This is a genomic window from Paenibacillus sp. W2I17, from assembly GCF_030815985.1.
Taxonomy (GTDB): Bacteria; Bacillota; Bacilli; order Paenibacillales; family Paenibacillaceae; genus Paenibacillus.
Window position 1 is genome coordinate 4,922,217 of sequence record NZ_JAUSXM010000001.1, and the last position, 16,366, is coordinate 4,938,582.

The 16,366-nt window shown below is 45.3% G+C and carries 17 protein-coding genes; 14 read left to right on the forward strand and 3 right to left on the reverse strand.

Translation table 11 applies throughout. The annotated features are described in order from the left end of the window. Positions 1 to 45: 45 nt before the first annotated feature. Together QF041_RS22085 and QF041_RS22090 are read left to right on the forward strand one after the other, a co-directional pair. Positions 46 to 1,419 carry a prenyltransferase/squalene oxidase repeat-containing protein gene (locus QF041_RS22085; protein ID WP_307415685.1) on the forward strand — a complete coding sequence of 458 codons (1,374 nt, stop codon included), beginning with the start codon at positions 46 to 48 and terminating at the stop codon, positions 1,417 to 1,419. A 36-nt stretch (positions 1,420 to 1,455) separates the two neighbouring features. Further along, complete coding sequence (locus tag QF041_RS22090) at positions 1,456 to 2,187, forward strand: hypothetical protein (RefSeq protein ID WP_307415686.1); 732 nt, start codon at positions 1,456 to 1,458, stop codon at positions 2,185 to 2,187. 785 nt (positions 2,188 to 2,972) lie between these two features. Here the strand turns inward: QF041_RS22090 and QF041_RS22095 are convergent. Then, the gene (locus QF041_RS22095; RefSeq protein WP_307415687.1) at positions 2,973 to 3,551 is read right to left on the reverse strand and encodes an NAD(P)H-dependent oxidoreductase; all 579 of its coding nucleotides are present in this window, start codon (positions 3,549 to 3,551) and stop codon (positions 2,973 to 2,975) included. A 311-nt stretch (positions 3,552 to 3,862) separates the two neighbouring features. After that, positions 3,863 to 4,453: a TetR/AcrR family transcriptional regulator gene (locus QF041_RS22100; RefSeq protein WP_307417032.1), complete on the reverse strand. Its 591-nt coding sequence runs from the start codon at positions 4,451 to 4,453 to the stop codon at positions 3,863 to 3,865. Positions 4,454 to 4,613: 160 nt separating this feature from the next. Here QF041_RS22100 and QF041_RS22105 point away from each other — a divergent pair, with 160 nt between their 5' ends. The 10 genes from QF041_RS22105 (at position 4,614) to QF041_RS22150 (ending at position 13,351) form a co-directional block, all read left to right on the forward strand. Next, positions 4,614 to 5,597: a phosphotransferase family protein gene (locus QF041_RS22105; protein WP_307415688.1), complete on the forward strand. Its 984-nt coding sequence runs from the start codon at positions 4,614 to 4,616 to the stop codon at positions 5,595 to 5,597. Positions 5,598 to 5,616: 19 nt separating this feature from the next. Then, positions 5,617 to 6,615 carry a glycosyltransferase gene (locus QF041_RS22110; protein WP_145324768.1) on the forward strand — a complete coding sequence of 333 codons (999 nt, stop codon included), beginning with the start codon at positions 5,617 to 5,619 and terminating at the stop codon, positions 6,613 to 6,615. A gap of 53 nt (positions 6,616 to 6,668) precedes the next feature. Then, on the forward strand, positions 6,669 to 6,953 hold the full coding sequence (locus QF041_RS22115; protein WP_307415690.1) for a hypothetical protein: 285 nt from the start codon (positions 6,669 to 6,671) through the stop codon (positions 6,951 to 6,953). Between the two features lie 111 nt (positions 6,954 to 7,064). Then, a complete protein-coding gene (locus tag QF041_RS22120; protein ID WP_017691697.1) occupies positions 7,065 to 7,226 on the forward strand; it encodes a hypothetical protein in 162 nt (53 codons plus the stop codon). Positions 7,227 to 7,324: 98 nt separating this feature from the next. Beyond that, positions 7,325 to 9,406 (forward strand): ribosomal protection-like ABC-F family protein, encoded by a 2,082-nt coding sequence (abc-f, locus tag QF041_RS22125; protein ID WP_307415691.1) that lies wholly within the window; start codon positions 7,325 to 7,327, stop codon positions 9,404 to 9,406. A 397-nt stretch (positions 9,407 to 9,803) separates the two neighbouring features. After that, a complete protein-coding gene (locus tag QF041_RS22130; RefSeq protein ID WP_307415692.1) occupies positions 9,804 to 10,271 on the forward strand; it encodes a hypothetical protein in 468 nt (155 codons plus the stop codon). Next, complete coding sequence (locus QF041_RS22135; RefSeq protein ID WP_036671603.1) at positions 10,271 to 10,555, forward strand: hypothetical protein; 285 nt, start codon at positions 10,271 to 10,273, stop codon at positions 10,553 to 10,555. Before QF041_RS22130 ends, QF041_RS22135 begins: the two co-directional genes overlap by 1 nt. A gap of 4 nt (positions 10,556 to 10,559) precedes the next feature. Next, the gene (locus tag QF041_RS22140) at positions 10,560 to 11,960 is read left to right on the forward strand and encodes a glutathionylspermidine synthase family protein (RefSeq protein WP_307415693.1); all 1,401 of its coding nucleotides are present in this window, start codon (positions 10,560 to 10,562) and stop codon (positions 11,958 to 11,960) included. Then, complete coding sequence (locus QF041_RS22145; protein WP_017691702.1) at positions 11,942 to 12,346, forward strand: DUF350 domain-containing protein; 405 nt, start codon at positions 11,942 to 11,944, stop codon at positions 12,344 to 12,346. Before QF041_RS22140 ends, QF041_RS22145 begins: the two co-directional genes overlap by 19 nt. A 57-nt stretch (positions 12,347 to 12,403) precedes the next feature. After that, entirely contained in the window at positions 12,404 to 13,351 is a 948-nt protein-coding gene (locus QF041_RS22150) for a nucleoside hydrolase (protein ID WP_307415694.1), read from the forward strand. A 78-nt stretch (positions 13,352 to 13,429) separates the two neighbouring features. Here the strand turns inward: QF041_RS22150 and QF041_RS22155 are convergent, their stop codons facing one another. Beyond that, positions 13,430 to 13,909 (reverse strand): heme-degrading domain-containing protein, encoded by a 480-nt coding sequence (locus QF041_RS22155; protein WP_307415695.1) that lies wholly within the window; start codon positions 13,907 to 13,909, stop codon positions 13,430 to 13,432. A 226-nt stretch (positions 13,910 to 14,135) separates the two neighbouring features. Here QF041_RS22155 and lspA point away from each other — a divergent pair, with 226 nt between their 5' ends. Continuing rightward, on the forward strand, positions 14,136 to 14,627 hold the full coding sequence (lspA, locus tag QF041_RS22160) for a signal peptidase II (RefSeq protein ID WP_133386230.1): 492 nt from the start codon (positions 14,136 to 14,138) through the stop codon (positions 14,625 to 14,627). A 528-nt stretch (positions 14,628 to 15,155) separates the two neighbouring features. After that, positions 15,156 to 16,346 (forward strand): ABC transporter substrate-binding protein, encoded by a 1,191-nt coding sequence (locus QF041_RS22165; RefSeq protein WP_373461404.1) that lies wholly within the window; start codon positions 15,156 to 15,158, stop codon positions 16,344 to 16,346. Positions 16,347 to 16,366 lie beyond the last annotated feature (20 nt).

Below are 16,366 nucleotides of genomic sequence, written 5' to 3' on the forward strand. Positions count from 1 at the left end.
GTAAAATTGAAATTTTTAAGAGTTTATGGAAGGTATGGGTGTAAAATGAGTGATAAAAGAAAAAAAATAAATATTGTTCTTATTAGTATTGTAGCTGTACTTGTTTCTGTTTTTATTCTCTTTAATCAAACCTTGGTTGATAATGAAACTGAGGGTATTACCAAAGAGGAAGTGCTATCTATATCTCAAAATGAAAAAATTGAAATTTTAAACTATGAAAATATTAGTAAAAAAAACTCATTGATTACAATAATTTCCTACAAATCCGATGATGAAATTGGATCAATTGAAGCCACTAAAAATGGTGATAAAGTAGATTATAGTAAAGTCGTAAGTGTTCCAATCATTAAGAATAAAAAGATTGAAGTAGTAGGGACACAAAGTTTGGGATATCTTATAGTCACATTTTTTGATAATGAACTTCTTAATAAAACAAGTAACATTAAGGTTACTTATAATAATGAGATAATTAATAGAGATATTAATACTAAAAAGAGAAGTGTAATAATTTCTATTCCCGATTATTTGCTAGAAGATGGAAAAGTATATCAGCCTTATGTAGAATTGTATAATAAGGATAGTACTATGATTTATAACTACCCAAGCGATGAAAGCGGCGCTTTATTAGATAATGTTGATTACTATGATTTTTACTATTCTAAAAAAACTATGAATTTGCTAAAAGAAGAAAAAGTAGATACTAGAATAAACGAAAATACAGCTTCCATAAATGACAATCCAGGTATGTACGATTTATGGCTTTATGTCATGTCGGTGAATTTGAAAGATGACACTAAAATTATTAACTTTGTTGAGGAGTTATATTCGGGAGACGGATTCTACTATTCTAATTTAAGAGAAATAGATGATAATAATAAAAAAAATCCATTTTTGTATCTATTAGATACAAAAATGGCTTTAGAGATATACAAGAAAAGAGGGTTAGAAGTTCCTGAACAATCCAAAATAATAAACTATCTAAAAGATACAATTCAGAATTTAAATGCTCAAAGTGGTCTGGATTTTGTATCGAAGGGTAGTTACATATATCTTATTTCACAGATCGAAGAAATAATCGGTCGAGAAAAACCGAGTAAAAACATTGAATTAATATACTTTAAAGATTTAACATCACTTTATTCTAAGGCTCTTCCTTCGCTTGATAAATATTATACCGCAATAAATTTGTTGACAGTTTATCCGGACTTGGGAATAAAACTAGATAATGAAGATGTTTACAGATATATAAAACAATTGCAGCTAGATAATGGCTTTTTTAATATCTCAGGCTACTCGGAAGGGTACGATATATTGGCGACGTATATTGCTGTTGATATCCTTCGAGTAATACACAAGCAAGTTCCGAGAAAAGAAAAATTAATAAAAAATTTAGAAACAATAACTGACGGTATCAAATAAATTGATATAAATAAAAAAAAAGGAGTTTACAAAATCATGAAAGTAAAAAAAGGTATAATCTCGTTATGTTGTGCAGTACTTCTCACAGTACCACTAAGTTATGCAAGTGCAAAGGAAAATAGCTCTCTTACTTTAATTGATACTAAATCGTATGAAGTAGAAGGTGAAGCATTTGATGTGCAAACATGGCTTGATGAATATGGAAACAAAACATTTACTATACCAAGTGAAGTGAAAAATAAAGAACTAGTTTCAGAATACGTTGATAATCTACTAGAGAAGGAGCCAACGATTTCAACTTTCGGAACTAAATATGATTGGTCAAGAAGTGGTGTAAATGAGTTGAATGCCTTTGCACCAAATAGTAGCAGTGCTAAAATAACTTGGGCTACTAATGGGTATAGTGAATTAGCCTATCTATATCCAATTACAACAAATGTTTTAAAAGTCGATTCAGGTTCATTGAAGACATCTTGGTTAGGTACTGGCAATGCTGATAAAATTGTTCTTTCTTACAAATATAGGTTTAATGGTGTTACGCTATCTATTTCATGGCCTTTTGCTGTCACACCTAATAGTGATACAGTAACTTGGACTTCCTTGCCGCAAACTGGAACTTGGTATTTGAATACAACGAGCGAGTCTGCTACTGCAGAATCCAGAACCAGTATTACCAGTGTTTTACTAACTGCATCCTCAGATATATACAAAGGATCCAATATATATAGACCAAAAGTAGAATCAAAAGTCTCTTTTTTAGGGAAGTAGTAGGCTAATTTGCTTTCAAAAATTGTTGTCATAACCATATCAAATCATAAGACTTACTTGACCGTTTCCTGGTATTTTTATAGGAGACGGTTATTTACTTTTTGAAGTGGCTTTAATCTCAATAGAATAATTGATCCACTTGGACTGAGCTTTTCATAAATATGTATAATAGGTTTCGCGTTAACTATGAAAGGTCGTATTTACTATTTTGTATTTCTCACAAATAGACAACACAGCCTACCATACTTGCTAGAGGCTGACACCTGCTCTTAAAGTCTCTCAAATTTTCAAGATGCACTATCTTTTTTGAAAAAAACCTTTTAGTACATAACACATATAAAAAAATGGATTTACCCCTTTATCCAAGGTGATATAGATGAATCTTATTCTTTTTCATGTTCCGCACTGATGCCGTCATACAAGGGCTTGTTTCATGATATCTTCAAGCATCGGCTAAATTTTGCTCAATCGTATCTTTCGTTTTCCTTAATTGGCTGATTAGGCTATCTCGTACATGTTTTTTGTCTTCTCAAACATGGAAAGTTACTAGACGACGGAACACGTTACAGTTGCTTCATATTCAAACTTCCATTTTGAGAATAATCCTTGTTTCGGGTGAAATATTTGTGAGAAATAAAACAATTTCACCAAAGTAGCTTTAAGGATGATCATATTTTTAATAGGGGTTCAGCCTGTCTATAATAGATACTCTAGGCAGGCCTACATACTCTAGTAAATATTGTTTTTTGTTTATCTAGAACTAGCAATTAAAGTAGCTATACTAGTCAACTCATCTTCCGCCCAAGCTGTTCAATCTTATCCAGCCAATTCTTTCTCTGTTCATCTGACTTCTTACCAACTTGATCTACAGTTGTTATCCGCACAGGTTTGATGCCGGTGAGTCCAAATGTGGAGATTTTCATCATTTTATGTGCGGGCTCACCTTGGAACCATTTGAAATACCAGCTTGGGCCATCCATGGTAGTGATCATGCGGGCGGTGCGGCCTTTGAGCAGCTGATCCGGGAAAGGTTTTCCTTTTTGATACTTGAAGGCATAACCTGGCATGAAGATTCGGTCAACGAAACCTTTCAGCAGGGCAGGTGGTCCTCCCCACCAGATTGGGAACACCCATACGAGATGCTCGGCCCACTTGATCGCTTCTTGGGCTTGTAGCAAATCCGGTTCGAGTGGAAGTTTATTACGATATCCTCCCTCCAGATTCATGTTGAACGCCAACTCGTTCAGGGTGATCATGCGGACGTCGGCACCAGCCTGCACCGCACCTTTGCGGTACGCCTCGGCGATTGAGCCGTTATAACTGGGTGAGACGGGATTGCCTTGAATAATTAATATTTTTTTCATGGAAGATGACACGTCCTGACTATTTTAGTTAATGAACACTAACCTCATGTGCAAAAAGAAAAGGTCACGTGTGACCCGGTAATCCATTCTTATATCCTGATGGTATGCTGACGATTCTCTTTTAGAAGTTGTTCAAAGAGTCCGTTTTTGATTACAAATCATGCCTAGCGGCATCATCCGCATCGAAGATGGGATTCAGCCGAAATAAGCGGAAACTTACGAAGGTTGTTTCCTTCGGAAACAATGTAGTTGCTCACGCCGTTTTCCCTACGCTCCGCTACTCCATTTCTAGCTTCATCCCATTTCCATCGTTACTCCTGAGGTAAGTGCCCCAACATCGATGCAAGACGGTGAACCGTTTCCCCCGTATAAGGTACCAACAGCTCCGGTAGTTCACCTTGCATACTGGAGACCGCCATACGTGTAATTGCACCGATCACCAGCACGGCTGTGAGCCGTGAATCCTGCTGAGGCAGTTCGCCCCGCATCATTCCCTGATCAATCAGATCCATTAACGCATCCAATGGCTGACGGTAATCCTCGCTGCTTCCGGCTTCAATGAATATTTCATGATTCTGTGAAATCAGCAGCAGTCCGTAGGGATCTTCATCATGCAGATGGAGAACCTCGGTAATCAGTTGCTTGAAGCGTTCCAACACCGGACCTTCCTGTCGAACATACCCGTCAATCAGTGCAGTATAGTCCGCGCAGTATTGGGTGAAGGCTTCCAGAGCAACGGCATCTTTGTTTTTAAAATGTTTGTAGATCGCCGCATCGGTTACTCCGGCGGCGTCACCGATCTCTTTGACGGATATGCCGTCAACGCCTTTGGTTGCGAACAAGCGCATCGCCGCTTGTAGGATATCTTTCTTTTTGCTATCCACATGAGATTTGTTCTTCATGATTGTATAGTAAGTGATTACTAACCAAAATGCAATAAGCAATTTTGAAACTTTGAATTGAGACACTGAATAAGCGCTTATGACCAAAGCTTGCAGGCTTGTGAGCGGCAACGTATGATGAATAGAAATCATAATCGGAGTAGCAGGGAGAACGAAATGGATGGTGGGTAGCGTGAACGAAGAGTTGGATGCATACAGCTGGGTGACGCCCGAAGGAATGCTGAATGATCAATATATAACAAGCCGTGAACAGTTGTATAAAGGAATGAACGGACGATATGTGGAGCGATTCGCTGTTCCTAGCGGTGAAAGTTATATTTTCAAACCACTGACGAATCCTGCGCAGCATGGACGGGAACGATGGACGTACGAGCGTGTGATGTCTGGTCTACCTCCAATCTATCCGCAACTCATTGCAGCGTCGGATCTTACCATTGCTCCAGCAAAGAGCTGGATGATCTACGAGGATCTGGGGCAACTGGTGCATGATTCGCAAGAAGCGACGATGCTCGGCGCAGCGGCACATATGGCAGCATGGCATGCATTGCCTGTTACGAATTGGAGCGAACTGCCTCGCGTGGGTCAGAAACCGTCCATTCGCACAATGTTGGATGAGTTGCAAATGCATAGGCAATCTACCGATGAACTGTTATCCAGATTGGATATGCAGCTATCCGCATCCGATTGGGATAAGATCACCAGGTTGATCCTCACGGCAGAGGAAGAACTTCCAACCGTTTTGTGTCACGGAGATTTGCATCCGGGTAACATGGCGGAGGTGGCCGGCAGACTGGTCATCTTGGACTGGGAGCATGCCCATCTGAATACTCCGCTGTGGGACGTAGTTCATCTGGTGGATCTCTCGCATCCGCTGTTTCCCAGAACGGTTATGCCTGCTTTGCGAGAGCGAGTTATAGATGTGTATTTGGACAAACTGGGGAGCCTGGGCATGCAGATTGAACGGGTTTCTTTTGCAGGATGGTACGATGCCTATGCTATTGTATTCTCACTCTGGATGCTGCGTTTGATTGATGGTGACCTGAGAAGTGAGGAATGTGTGTGGCCGAAGAAACAGTTGAGTAACCAGTGGTATGAGACGGCAGCGACGCTGGAACAGTGTATGAAGCACATGGGTGAGGAATAGAAATGAGGGGTGAGAAGCTTTGCGTAAAGTCGGACTTGTTATGCGTAAAATTCAATTTACAGAAGCTCAGGGGCCACGCGTATTTGCGGATCGGCTGAAGCAGATTGGTCTGGAGCTGGGCGTGGATATCGTGTTCATCTCGCCGGAGCGTCATGTCAGCGGATACGACTGGTTGCCGGGTTATGAGCATGAGAAAGGTGACCTGGTGAACTACGATATCGTGCTGGACCAGATTCATAGCCAAAATATAGAGCATGTCATCTACACCGTATCCGGGTTTACGTTTTTGAAGATGTTCTTACCAAAGAGTGTATTGTTCCCGCACAGTTTCCCCGATCCCGCGCTAACGGGATATGAGATGATGAAGCCATTTTATACGATGGTGGATAAAGCAATTGTGCAGACGGAGTTTTTGAAAACAGAGCTGGGTCGCAATTTCGGCGTACATGACGTGAACGTCATCCCGATTGGCTTTAGCGAAGAGCTGGCGAACCGGCACTATGACCCAAGTCAGGTTGTGCATAATCGGGTGCTCTGGATCGGTCGGGATGAGGCGAACCGTCGCCCTGACCTGGTCCTGGAATATGCCCGGCAGAACCCGGACAAGGAAGTGTATATGGTGTTCGGCGGTGTGCGCTATCAGGAAACTATGAAGAAGTACGACATTCCTGCCAATGTGAAGCTGAAGTTTGCGCTCACGCAGGATGAGATATTTACTTTGATGAACTCATCCAAGGTGTATTGGAACTGTTCGGCCTTTGATACGTTTGGGATGCCGCTGACGGAAGCGATGGCGATGGGTAAAATGGTCGTGAAACCGGAGCACGCGTGTTACGGACACATTCGATCCACGCATGCCTTTGCAGGCAATGAGGACAATTGGTTTGAACTGGTGAACATGGCTGCGGCTGCGCCGCGCAGTGTGTCAGAAGACAACCGTGAGTATGCGTTTGGTGCTTTTTCGCGTACGAAGATGAAAGAAGGATACCGGAACTTTTTCTCGGATTGGTTGAAGTAACGTAATGTCTGTAACAAAGGGCTTGATCCATCCAGCAACAGGAGGGGAACCTTATGGAAGTACTGATCATGTGGACATTGGGAATGTGGGCGGTGCAGCTGCTGATTGAATGGCTTATCTATCGGTTGCAAGGACGGCGAATGACGTGGGTTCAATATATATTGCCATGTGTGGCCTTGCTTGGCGGTGCCGTTGTAATCATGATCAGCATCAATATTGGCGGATGGAACGGCATCGGATATGCCCTGCTTGGCGCATCACTGGGTACCTCGGGAATGTTAACACTTATTACGGTGGCGATCAGGGATGTAATGCTTCGGCGACGGGGCAGGGATTAATCAGAGCAGTAGCTACTGTGGAGTAAGGATGAATTGGGCGATGGGATGGTTGCAGGAATGCATTCGTCTGTGATATATTGACATTAATTATGACAGGGGAGGTGAAGACAGGTGAATCACGAGATGCTTAACAACCGTATTAGCCAGCTGCCGATTGCTATGGCTGGCATTGTTCATACTTTTCTGACCAACGGGAGAAGTCTGTCCAATTTTGAATATACGGAAGTTAACATTTGCGAGAAGATGCCTGCCTTGACCTCATTCGGACGATAAGCGATATTGCTTGAATTCTGAAGGGCCGCGGAGCTAACCTCCTGCGGCTCTTTTTGTGTTGCGGTCAGGATCTTCCATACCATAGGAGGAACCTTATTATGATGATTATTAGCGCGCAACAACTGACTCAATACCACGGAGCACATCTGGTGCTGGACGGCATTACGTTTGAAATTATGGAAGGTGACAAAGTCGCCCTGATCGGCCGCAACGGAAGCGGCAAGACCACACTTATGCGCCTGATGGCAAGACTGAACAAGCCAGATGAAGGGCAATTGATGATCAAAAAAGATACACGAATGGGATATGTGGCTCAGGTTCCAGAAGGATTGGATGACCATACCGTACTGGATGTACTGAGTCTTGGATTCAAGGAGCTTATGATATGTCGCACGCAAATGAAGGAAATGGAGCAGCAGATGTCCGATCCGGCATGTGCAGCAGACCCTAATCAATTGGAGCGCCTGCTGAAACGCTACGCGGCACTGCAAGACCAGTTCGAGCGTGAGGGTGGATACGAAATGGATGCCCGGATCGATCAGGTGGCGGACGGTCTGGATATCGCCAAGGTGCATTATGGTTGGCGCTTTGGTTCCCTGTCTGGTGGGGAGCAGACTCGGGTGGTGCTTGCTTCACAGCTAATCGTAAGACCCGACCTGTTATTGCTGGATGAGCCGACAAACCATCTTGATCTGGAGCGGGTTGAGTGGCTGGAAGGATTTTTAAGAGAATATCCCGGCACCATTGTCCTGATCTCGCATGATCGTTATTTTCTGGATCGGGTCGTGAATCGAACACTGGAGCTGGAGGATGGAGAAGCAGAAACATCTGCTGGCGGTTATACGGAATATATGAAAGTGAAGGAACAACGGCTGTTGCAGCAATTCGAGGAGTTTAAAGAGCAGCAGAAGGTTATCAAAAAAATGAAGGAAACGATCCGCCAGCTGGAGGAGTGGGGCCGAGTTGGCGGCAATGAAAAGTTCTTCCGGCGGGCCGCTTCTATGCGCAAGGCGCTGGAGCGGATGGAACAGGTGAAGCGTCCTGTACTGGAGCGCCGTAATGCCGAATTCGATGTGCGTCCTACGGATCGAACGGGTAAACGGGTAGCGGTATTGGAACAGGTCGAGAAGAGCTATGGTGAGCGTGAAATCCTGCGCGGAATCTCGGGTCTGCTGGAATATGGAGATAAAATTGCACTCATTGGCCGCAATGGTTCCGGCAAGACGACCTTGTTCAAGCTGTTGCTTGGTGACGAGCAGCCCAATGCGGGCAAGCTGGAGTGGGGGGCGCGTGTGGATGTCGGGTATCTGGCTCAACAGGAGGAACCCACGAATCCGAAACTGAACGTACTTGAATACTTCCGTCTGGAAGCAGGCGTGGAAGAGGGAGAGGCTCGCGGAATTCTGGCTCGATACCTGTTCTATGGAGCGGATGTATTCCGCTCGGTGGGACAGTTATCTGGTGGGGAATGGACGCGCCTGCGTTTAGCTTTGCTGGTGCAACGCAAACCCAATGTACTGCTGCTCGATGAGCCGACCAACCATCTGGATATCGCATCGAGAGAAGCGCTGGAAGAGTCACTGGTTGATTTTGAAGGAACCGTACTTGCCATCTCGCATGATCGGTACTTCGTCAATCGCCTCGCTTCCCGTGTCTGGGAACTGGAGGACGGACAGATGACCGCTTATCTGGGAGACTATGAGGCGTATCGTGAGAAGAAGCTTGATTTGCAAGCTCGTGCGGCGGCGACAACTCAGGCTACAGCAGGAGTGGGTGTTTCTTCTCGTGGGAACGCCAAGTCAGAGATGAAATCAGGGTTAACGTCTGCGCCCGGCGGGACTGCCAGATCAGGAAAGAAACCAGAAACAAACTCGACAATGAACGGTTCCACTGTTGCGGCTACCGAAGGAAGTCGTTATTATGAAGCTTCAACTGAATCAGGTAAGGCGATGGCCTCTTCGGCAGCAGCTGCATCGAAACATAGAAGTGGCAATGGCAACAAACCATCTGCGGAGAAGCTGGAACAGACGTTGGCTCGTCTTGAGGCACAGATTCAGGTGCTGGACCAACAGTTGGAAGTTGTGCAAAACAATCCGCTTGAACTGGAACAAATCTGGAATGATCGGGAGCAATTGTCCGCTGAATATAATGATGTTTTGGCCCAGTGGGCTGAGTTATAAGTCAGAATAGTATGAGCATAAGATTAAACAAGTGCGGTCGGAGAGTCTTCTCCGGCCTTTTTGAACTGGATTGCGTACCAAAACAAAAGTAGAAAACAGTATGTTATTTCCTGCTTCGTTAATCGGAGAACGAAGGTAGCCAACATGTTCTTTATTACATGTCATGGTGAATAGAATCAATTTCATAACTCATTAAAAATGGAGTTTTGTAACTAGACATAGACAAATTAAACCATTTTGATCTATGTCTAGCCTTGATTTGAAGCAGCTAAAGGTACTATGAAATTGATTCACTAGTGTAACTTTTTTCCTTCTGATGCGTTAAATACGTTTGTATGAATTGAAACGGCTCACCTAAGAGCTCGCAAAAAGGGAGGTTATCGGTATCTATTATTCATTGACGTATCGGAGTTGGTCGGATGATCGACAGGCGGAGACAGGGGTGCTGGAGCAGACTTCAGTCACGCGTGATGAACTATTCATGCGCAAACTGGTGGATGCCACCTTGGTGAAAAACAAACTCTGGGCGCATCTGTCCAATGAATGCCAGGATGGGCGGGAACATGCAGTATATGTAACGGCGTATGAGCAACAGATGCCGGATGAGTACGGTGCAGCCATTGCGGATGCTGCGCTGGCGATGTGCAAAATGTCTTCCATGTACAGCGCAGAGTATATGCTGTGGAATGGAAGTTCGTTTCAGGAGTTGGAGCTTTCAGCGTCATCGACCTATACGATGGAGCTTGCCGAGCAACTGCTGGACCATTACATGGTTCGCGGTGGCAAGACGTATGAGTTCCTGTATTCTGTGCTAGATGCGGATCGTAAGAAAGTATTGTTTTATATGAAAGAGGTGGATCTGTGATGAGTGACCAAGAGCGGGGGCAAGCATCCAAACCCGGATCGAAAGCGAAGCTGGTTGCTTTCTCCCTGATGCTGGCGGTTCCTGCCGTGTTATCCGGTTGTGGCAGCAACAATGATGAATGTGACCCGGAGTATGATACCGGATGTGAATATGATTCCAGCAGTGGGCACTATTACTACGGTGGGTCGTCGTATCGAAGCAATAAGGACAGTAACAGCTCCTATAGCAAATCCAAGTCCAAATCAAGCGGCTTCGGTAGCTTCTTCCGCAGCTCGGGAGGATAACCGGATGAGGCAAGTGGTTCAACTGCCGTTAAGTCACGAAGAGGTATTTCAGGGTGAAACGGAACAACAGATTCCATATCATCGAATGTATGGGAAACAATATTGTGTGCCTGCATTGACGGTCTATTCTCCCTCGGAGGTACAGGAGCTGCGTATTGCAGCCGAGGCGGTAGACGGCATTTACTGTAAAGTAATGCGATTTATCCAGCAATATATGCCGGACTCTTTTTTGGAGCATCAGTTGGGTATCCATCCCGGGCTTATTCCGACGGCACGTATGGAGATGGTGACTGGAGGCATTACCCGTCAGGATTGGATTATCGGAGAAGCTGGGCCCAAGTGTATTGAAAATAATACGGACACTCCTACGGGTATACCGGAGGCTGCTGCATTGGAAGGTATTCTGGTCGATCTTGCTGAGGATGCTACGCTAACTGCACCATCTGCCGAGATGGATACACGTATTCGGGAGTGTTTCAGGATATGGCTCGAATTCTATGCAAACCAAGGATTGCAGGTTCCCGTGACGTTTACTTCTTTTGGCGAACATGTCGAAGATCGAACAAATACGGAATACCTGATGAGACGTTGTCAGGAAGCGGGATACGAAGTTTTCTATGCTCCACTTGAGGAACTGGAGATTGTTCCAGGGGAGGCGCTTTACCATAAGGGTCGGGAGATTAATCTACTGTATCGCCTTTATCCACTGGAGTATCTGATCGATGATCGGGATGAGACGACAGGGGTGGACATTGGTGCTGCACTGCTTGAACTTGTACGTGAAGGACGACTGGGCCTGATGAATCCCGTTCAGCATGTACTGATGCAGAGTAAAGGCTTCATGGCGGCAATCTGGTCGCTCTACGAGCGGAACGAGCAAACCCCGGAATATTGCGGGTTTACCCTCTTTGATGAAGCAGAGATGGACGTAATTTCCCGATATCTGCTGCCCACCTATTTTTCGGCTGAGCCCTTCGAGCTGAACGGCATACCATATGTAGCCAAAAGCTATTGGGGGCGCGAAGGCAGAGGAACTCTTTTGCTGGATGGAGGAACGGACAATGCCTTTGGAAAGCAGGATATGGAGCATCCTCTTAACGAGGCGCTGGAATCCAATCTTGCAACTGCGGCAACAGACGAGGATGAAGAAATTACAGCTTATTACGAAAACCAACCCAAAATCTATCAGCAGCTGGTTCCGATGGAACAGGTCGTGATCGAGACGGAAGCTGGAGTATACAACGGTTATCTGCTTACAGGAGTGTTTGTTATCGGTGGGCGTTTGGCTGGGATACTACCACGGGTCGGGGAGAAAGTAACCGGAGATATGGCCTATTATTGCGCGGCTACGGTTAGTGAACGGATGAATGATGAGGAGGAGAAGGAATGGAAAACTTGGGATTAAACCTCGTGAATGTGGCGGTGGGTGTAGGCATTCTGCTGGTGGTATTGGTATGTGGATATTTCGCTTTTAGCAAATTGACCCGGTATAACGATAGTGAGGAAATCGCCAAAGGTAACGAGGCGGCAGGCATGTACATGGGCAGCAAATTGCTGGGACTGTGTATTATTGTGGGCATGGTATCTTTCTCGACGCATTCGTGGTTGGATATGCTGCTGTGGTCGGCGTTTGGAATTATTGTGCTGTGCCTGGTCTATATTATATTTGATTTCCTGATTCCAAAAATGCGGGTGTGTGACGAAATTGCACGAGGTAATATGGCGGTAGCACAGCTGCTGCGTTCGATTATCATCGGCGTTTCCATCGTCATTGGTACGTTTTTGATGTAAAATAAGACATAGTGTTTTATGGAGTTTACTATCAAACGGAAGAAGGAGCGCGGCATCATGAGAAGAGTCATCATCGATACAGATACAGCAGGAGACGATACGATTGCGATCCTGACGGCATTGCATCACTTTCAGGTAGAAGGCATCACCATTACGGGCGGTAACGTACAATTCGACCAAGAGGTTGAAAATGCTCTGTACACAGTACAGGTTGCTGGACATGGCGGCAAGGTGCCTGTGTATAAAGGTTGCGAGCGTCCGCTAATGGCCTACGGTAAAGCTCAGCACCGCACAGTGGAAGACGTGCATGGCGATGATGGCATGGGCGGCGCGCATTTCCCGAAGGCGGATCAGCGTCCCGAGAGCGGGCATGCGGTTGATTTTATCATTGAGAAGGTGCATGCACATCCAGGTGAAATTGAACTTCTGGCGATTGCCCCGCTGACCAATATTGCGATGGCGATCCAGAAAGACCCAACGATTATTCCGGAGATTGCTCACCTGTACATCATGGGCGGAACGAATAATGCACTGGGCAATATTACACCGGCGGCGGAGTATAACTTCTACGTGGACCCGGAAGCAGCGAAAATTGTACTGCATGCAGGCATTCCAATCACGATGGTTGGTTGGGAGATGTGCACGCAATATTCAGTGATGGACGATGACGATCATGCAGAGATTGCGGCTCTGGGTACATCGGGTGCCGATTTCTTCACTGCAATCAACAAAGTGGTTATGCAGTTCAACAAGTCGGTACATAAACTCAATGGCACCACTCATCCTGATACGTTGTTGATGGCTGTAGCGGCGGATGAATCCATCATGACCAAGTCGGGTCAATATTATGTGGATGTGGAAGCGGCAGGAGAACTGACACGTGGATATAGCGTGGTCGATATCAACGGACGTTTTGGCAAAGAGCCGAATGTACGTGTCTGTGAAGCCATCGATCAGCCCAAGTTCAAATCCATGCTGCTGGACGTTCTCTCGGCGATCCAATAAACGCAGGAATTTAACTACAGGAAAAAGAAGAAAATCCGTGCCTATCCCAGGTACGGATTTTTTTATGCCCATTTTAATCTAATCTTGCTGCAACAAAAACGAGCGAATGCCTGTCGTGACCAGATCATGGTCTTCCTCATCAGGCAGACCTGATACCGTAATGGTGCCGACCTGTCCCTCATTTTTCAGAATCAGCGGGAAAGCCCCTCCAGCCAGGACATAATCCGATGCAGGCAGATTGAAGTCTTGCTCAAGTGTCTGATTTTCGCTTCTCAACCGCAGAGCTGTATGCCAAGAGCTGGAAGAGAAATGATTCACCACGTTGTTCTTGCGTCGAATCCAGTCTTCGTTGTCGGGATGAGTGCCTTCCATCGCATGCAAAAAGAGGCGATGCCCCTCCAGGGTGATGTCGATGGTCACGGCTTGGGAGCGACGCTTCGCTTCTTCGACCAGATGCAGGCCAAGTTGGAGTGCTGTTTCAGAATCAAATGTGTCAAATACCAAGTCCGTTTCTTCCTGTTGCATTTCCTTTAATTTCTCTGTCATGGTCAGATTCAAATTACAGGCATCCCCTTTACGTATATGATTGATGTCTACATTCGACATGGATTGGTGTAGTCCCTTCTGGATGCAGTCTGAACGATGTTAGTGGACGTTATTTGCGTGGTTAAAGACCGTTCATTTGGAGACCGTACATCGGCTGTGTTAAAGTGAAGGGAACCTAATATACATAACTCTTAAAGTTAAAATAAGTTATTGCTACGTAGGCAGGAGGAGAAGCACGATGCTGTTTTATTTTGTAGCACTGCTGGTGACTTTGGTGGACCAGGGAACCAAGATTGCAGTGAGGATGTATATGGAAGTTGGCGACGTCATGAGACTGGGTGACTCGGGCATGCAGTTACAGCATTACGAGAACAGTGGAATGGCGGGCAGCATGTTTCAGGGAAATGCGCGTCTGTTCGGTGTGATTGCTGTTCTGTTCATAGCAGGTATGTTGTATTATCGGAGTAAAGGTGAGATTCGCGGTTTCTGGATGCAAGCTGGCGCGGGTTTTATGGTCGGTGGGGCTTTAGGTAATGCGATCGATCGATTTATCTATGCCCGGGTAACGGATTTCCTCGTGTTTCCGTCAGGACGCGGGATTTTGAATCTCGCTGATGTCGCAATTAACATCGGTGTGGTCATGATCATCATCGGCATGTTGATTCGTGCATATCAGAGTTATCGAGCCAAGCGTTTACGCAATGCACTGCCGAAGGTTGAGCGTTCGTAATAGGTTGGTTAAAAGCGTTACAGTGGCTGAATATAAGCATATTAAATGAGGGACATTGGATATCATCCAGTGTCCTTTTTGTTATGCCCAATTCGGGTCATGGGAAGAACTGCCGTGATTCATTTTTACCGAAACCGTTTTAGAAATAATAAAGACCTATATCATCCATTCAGATTGAAGTCGGTTTGGAAGGATTAACCAAATGGTTATTTCACCATTTGAATGGGTAAATCTTTACGTATATAAAGTGAAACTAAGATATACACGAACACGGAGAGTGCAGAACCAATCTGAAGAAGCGCAGCTAAAAGCTTTCTGAAAGAAAGCTGCTTCGAAAGCATACGCTAAAACCGGATTTTCCCTTTGAGGAAGGGAATCAAAAAAATCTGGGGATAACAACGATCGGAAGATGGTACTGCAATCGGAGTGACACTGTGTAAATCACATTAGTTCAATTTATTAAGCTGAGGGAGGTACAACATGAGAACAACGCTTACCAAGGCTCTCGGGACAATGTTGCTGTGTGGAATGATGGCTGTACTTTTATCTTCCTGTACCAGTGGAGATAGCGCGAATGGCAAAGTGCAGATTGAATTTTTCCAGAACAAGCCTGAAGCCAAAACAACCTTTGATGAATTGATCAAGACGTTCAACGCGGAGCATGACGATATCCAAGTGACACAGGTGAATCCGCCAGATGCGGAGACAGTACTGAAGACGCGTGTCGTCAAAAATGATATACCGGATATTATGGCCATGGGTGCAACCGACACCTATTCCATTCTGGCTCAGAGTGATATTTTCACCGATCTGACGGACAGCTCATTACTCCAGACGATTGATCCGAACTACATACAAATGCTGAATGATCTCACAGGCATGGACGAAGTGACTGGTATTCCTTACGCGACTAATGCAAACGGCATCATGTACAACAAAACGCTGTTTAAGGAAATGGGATTGGACGTGCCCAAGACGTGGGATGAACTCATTGCAACCGCCCAAAAGATTAAGGATGCAGGTGAGATTCCATTTTACTTCACATACAAGGATGACTGGCAGACGAGCCTGCCGTTCAATGCACTAGCCTCCAATCTGGTTGGTATTGATTTCTACCAAGAGCGACGCGATAACAAAGTGACGTTCAAGGAGAAGTACCGCGAGGTAGCTGAGAAGCAGCTGGAACTCATGAAATACGGTCACGGCGATAACTTTGGTAAAGCTTATTCGGACGGTAACCGTGCCTTTGCTAACGGTGAAGCTTTCATGTACATCCAGGGAACCTGGGCCATCTCGGAGATTCGCAAAGCGAACCCGAATGTTGACATTGGTTTCTTCCCATTCCCAACAGGCAACGATGCAAGCGAGATCAAGCTGGTGAACGGGATTGACTCCCTGTTTACCATTGCGGAGGACACGCCTAATCGCGAGCAGGCGGAGACGTTTATTGCGTTTCTATTAGAGCCTGAAAATATCGGAAGATACATTGACGAACAAACGCTGTTCTCTGCGGTAGAAGGCGTGAAGCAGGATGATCCTGCCGTACAGGAATTGATGCCTTATATCGAGCAGGGTAAAGTTATTGACTTTCCCGATCACTATATTCCGGCTGCGGTGCAGCTGAATTCCATCGTACAGTCCTTTTTGCAGAACCAAAACATCGACAACTATCTAGATACACTCGACAAAGAATGGGACAAGGTTGCCAATCGGCGCTAAGCCTTGTCTGAAGGAGGATG

Bases quoted from the DNA above. Each gene is read 5' to 3' on its own strand.
- QF041_RS22085 (WP_307415685.1), top strand. From the start codon at position 46: ATGAGTGATAAAAGAAAAAAAATAAATATTGTTCTTATTAGTATTGTA.
- QF041_RS22090 (WP_307415686.1), top strand. From the start codon at position 1,456: ATGAAAGTAAAAAAAGGTATAATCTCGTTATGTTGTGCAGTACTTCTC.
- QF041_RS22095 (WP_307415687.1), bottom strand. From the start codon at position 3,551: ATGAAAAAAATATTAATTATTCAAGGCAATCCCGTCTCACCCAGTTAT.
- QF041_RS22100 (WP_307417032.1), bottom strand. From the start codon at position 4,453: ATGAAGAACAAATCTCATGTGGATAGCAAAAAGAAAGATATCCTACAA.
- QF041_RS22105 (WP_307415688.1), top strand. From the start codon at position 4,614: ATGGTGGGTAGCGTGAACGAAGAGTTGGATGCATACAGCTGGGTGACG.
- QF041_RS22115 (WP_307415690.1), top strand. From the start codon at position 6,669: ATGGAAGTACTGATCATGTGGACATTGGGAATGTGGGCGGTGCAGCTG.
- abc-f (WP_307415691.1), top strand. From the start codon at position 7,325: ATGATGATTATTAGCGCGCAACAACTGACTCAATACCACGGAGCACAT.
- QF041_RS22135 (WP_036671603.1), top strand. From the start codon at position 10,271: ATGAGTGACCAAGAGCGGGGGCAAGCATCCAAACCCGGATCGAAAGCG.
- QF041_RS22140 (WP_307415693.1), top strand. From the start codon at position 10,560: ATGAGGCAAGTGGTTCAACTGCCGTTAAGTCACGAAGAGGTATTTCAG.
- QF041_RS22145 (WP_017691702.1), top strand. From the start codon at position 11,942: ATGGAAAACTTGGGATTAAACCTCGTGAATGTGGCGGTGGGTGTAGGC.
- QF041_RS22150 (WP_307415694.1), top strand. From the start codon at position 12,404: ATGAGAAGAGTCATCATCGATACAGATACAGCAGGAGACGATACGATT.
- lspA (WP_133386230.1), top strand. From the start codon at position 14,136: ATGCTGTTTTATTTTGTAGCACTGCTGGTGACTTTGGTGGACCAGGGA.
- QF041_RS22165 (WP_373461404.1), top strand. From the start codon at position 15,156: ATGATGGCTGTACTTTTATCTTCCTGTACCAGTGGAGATAGCGCGAAT.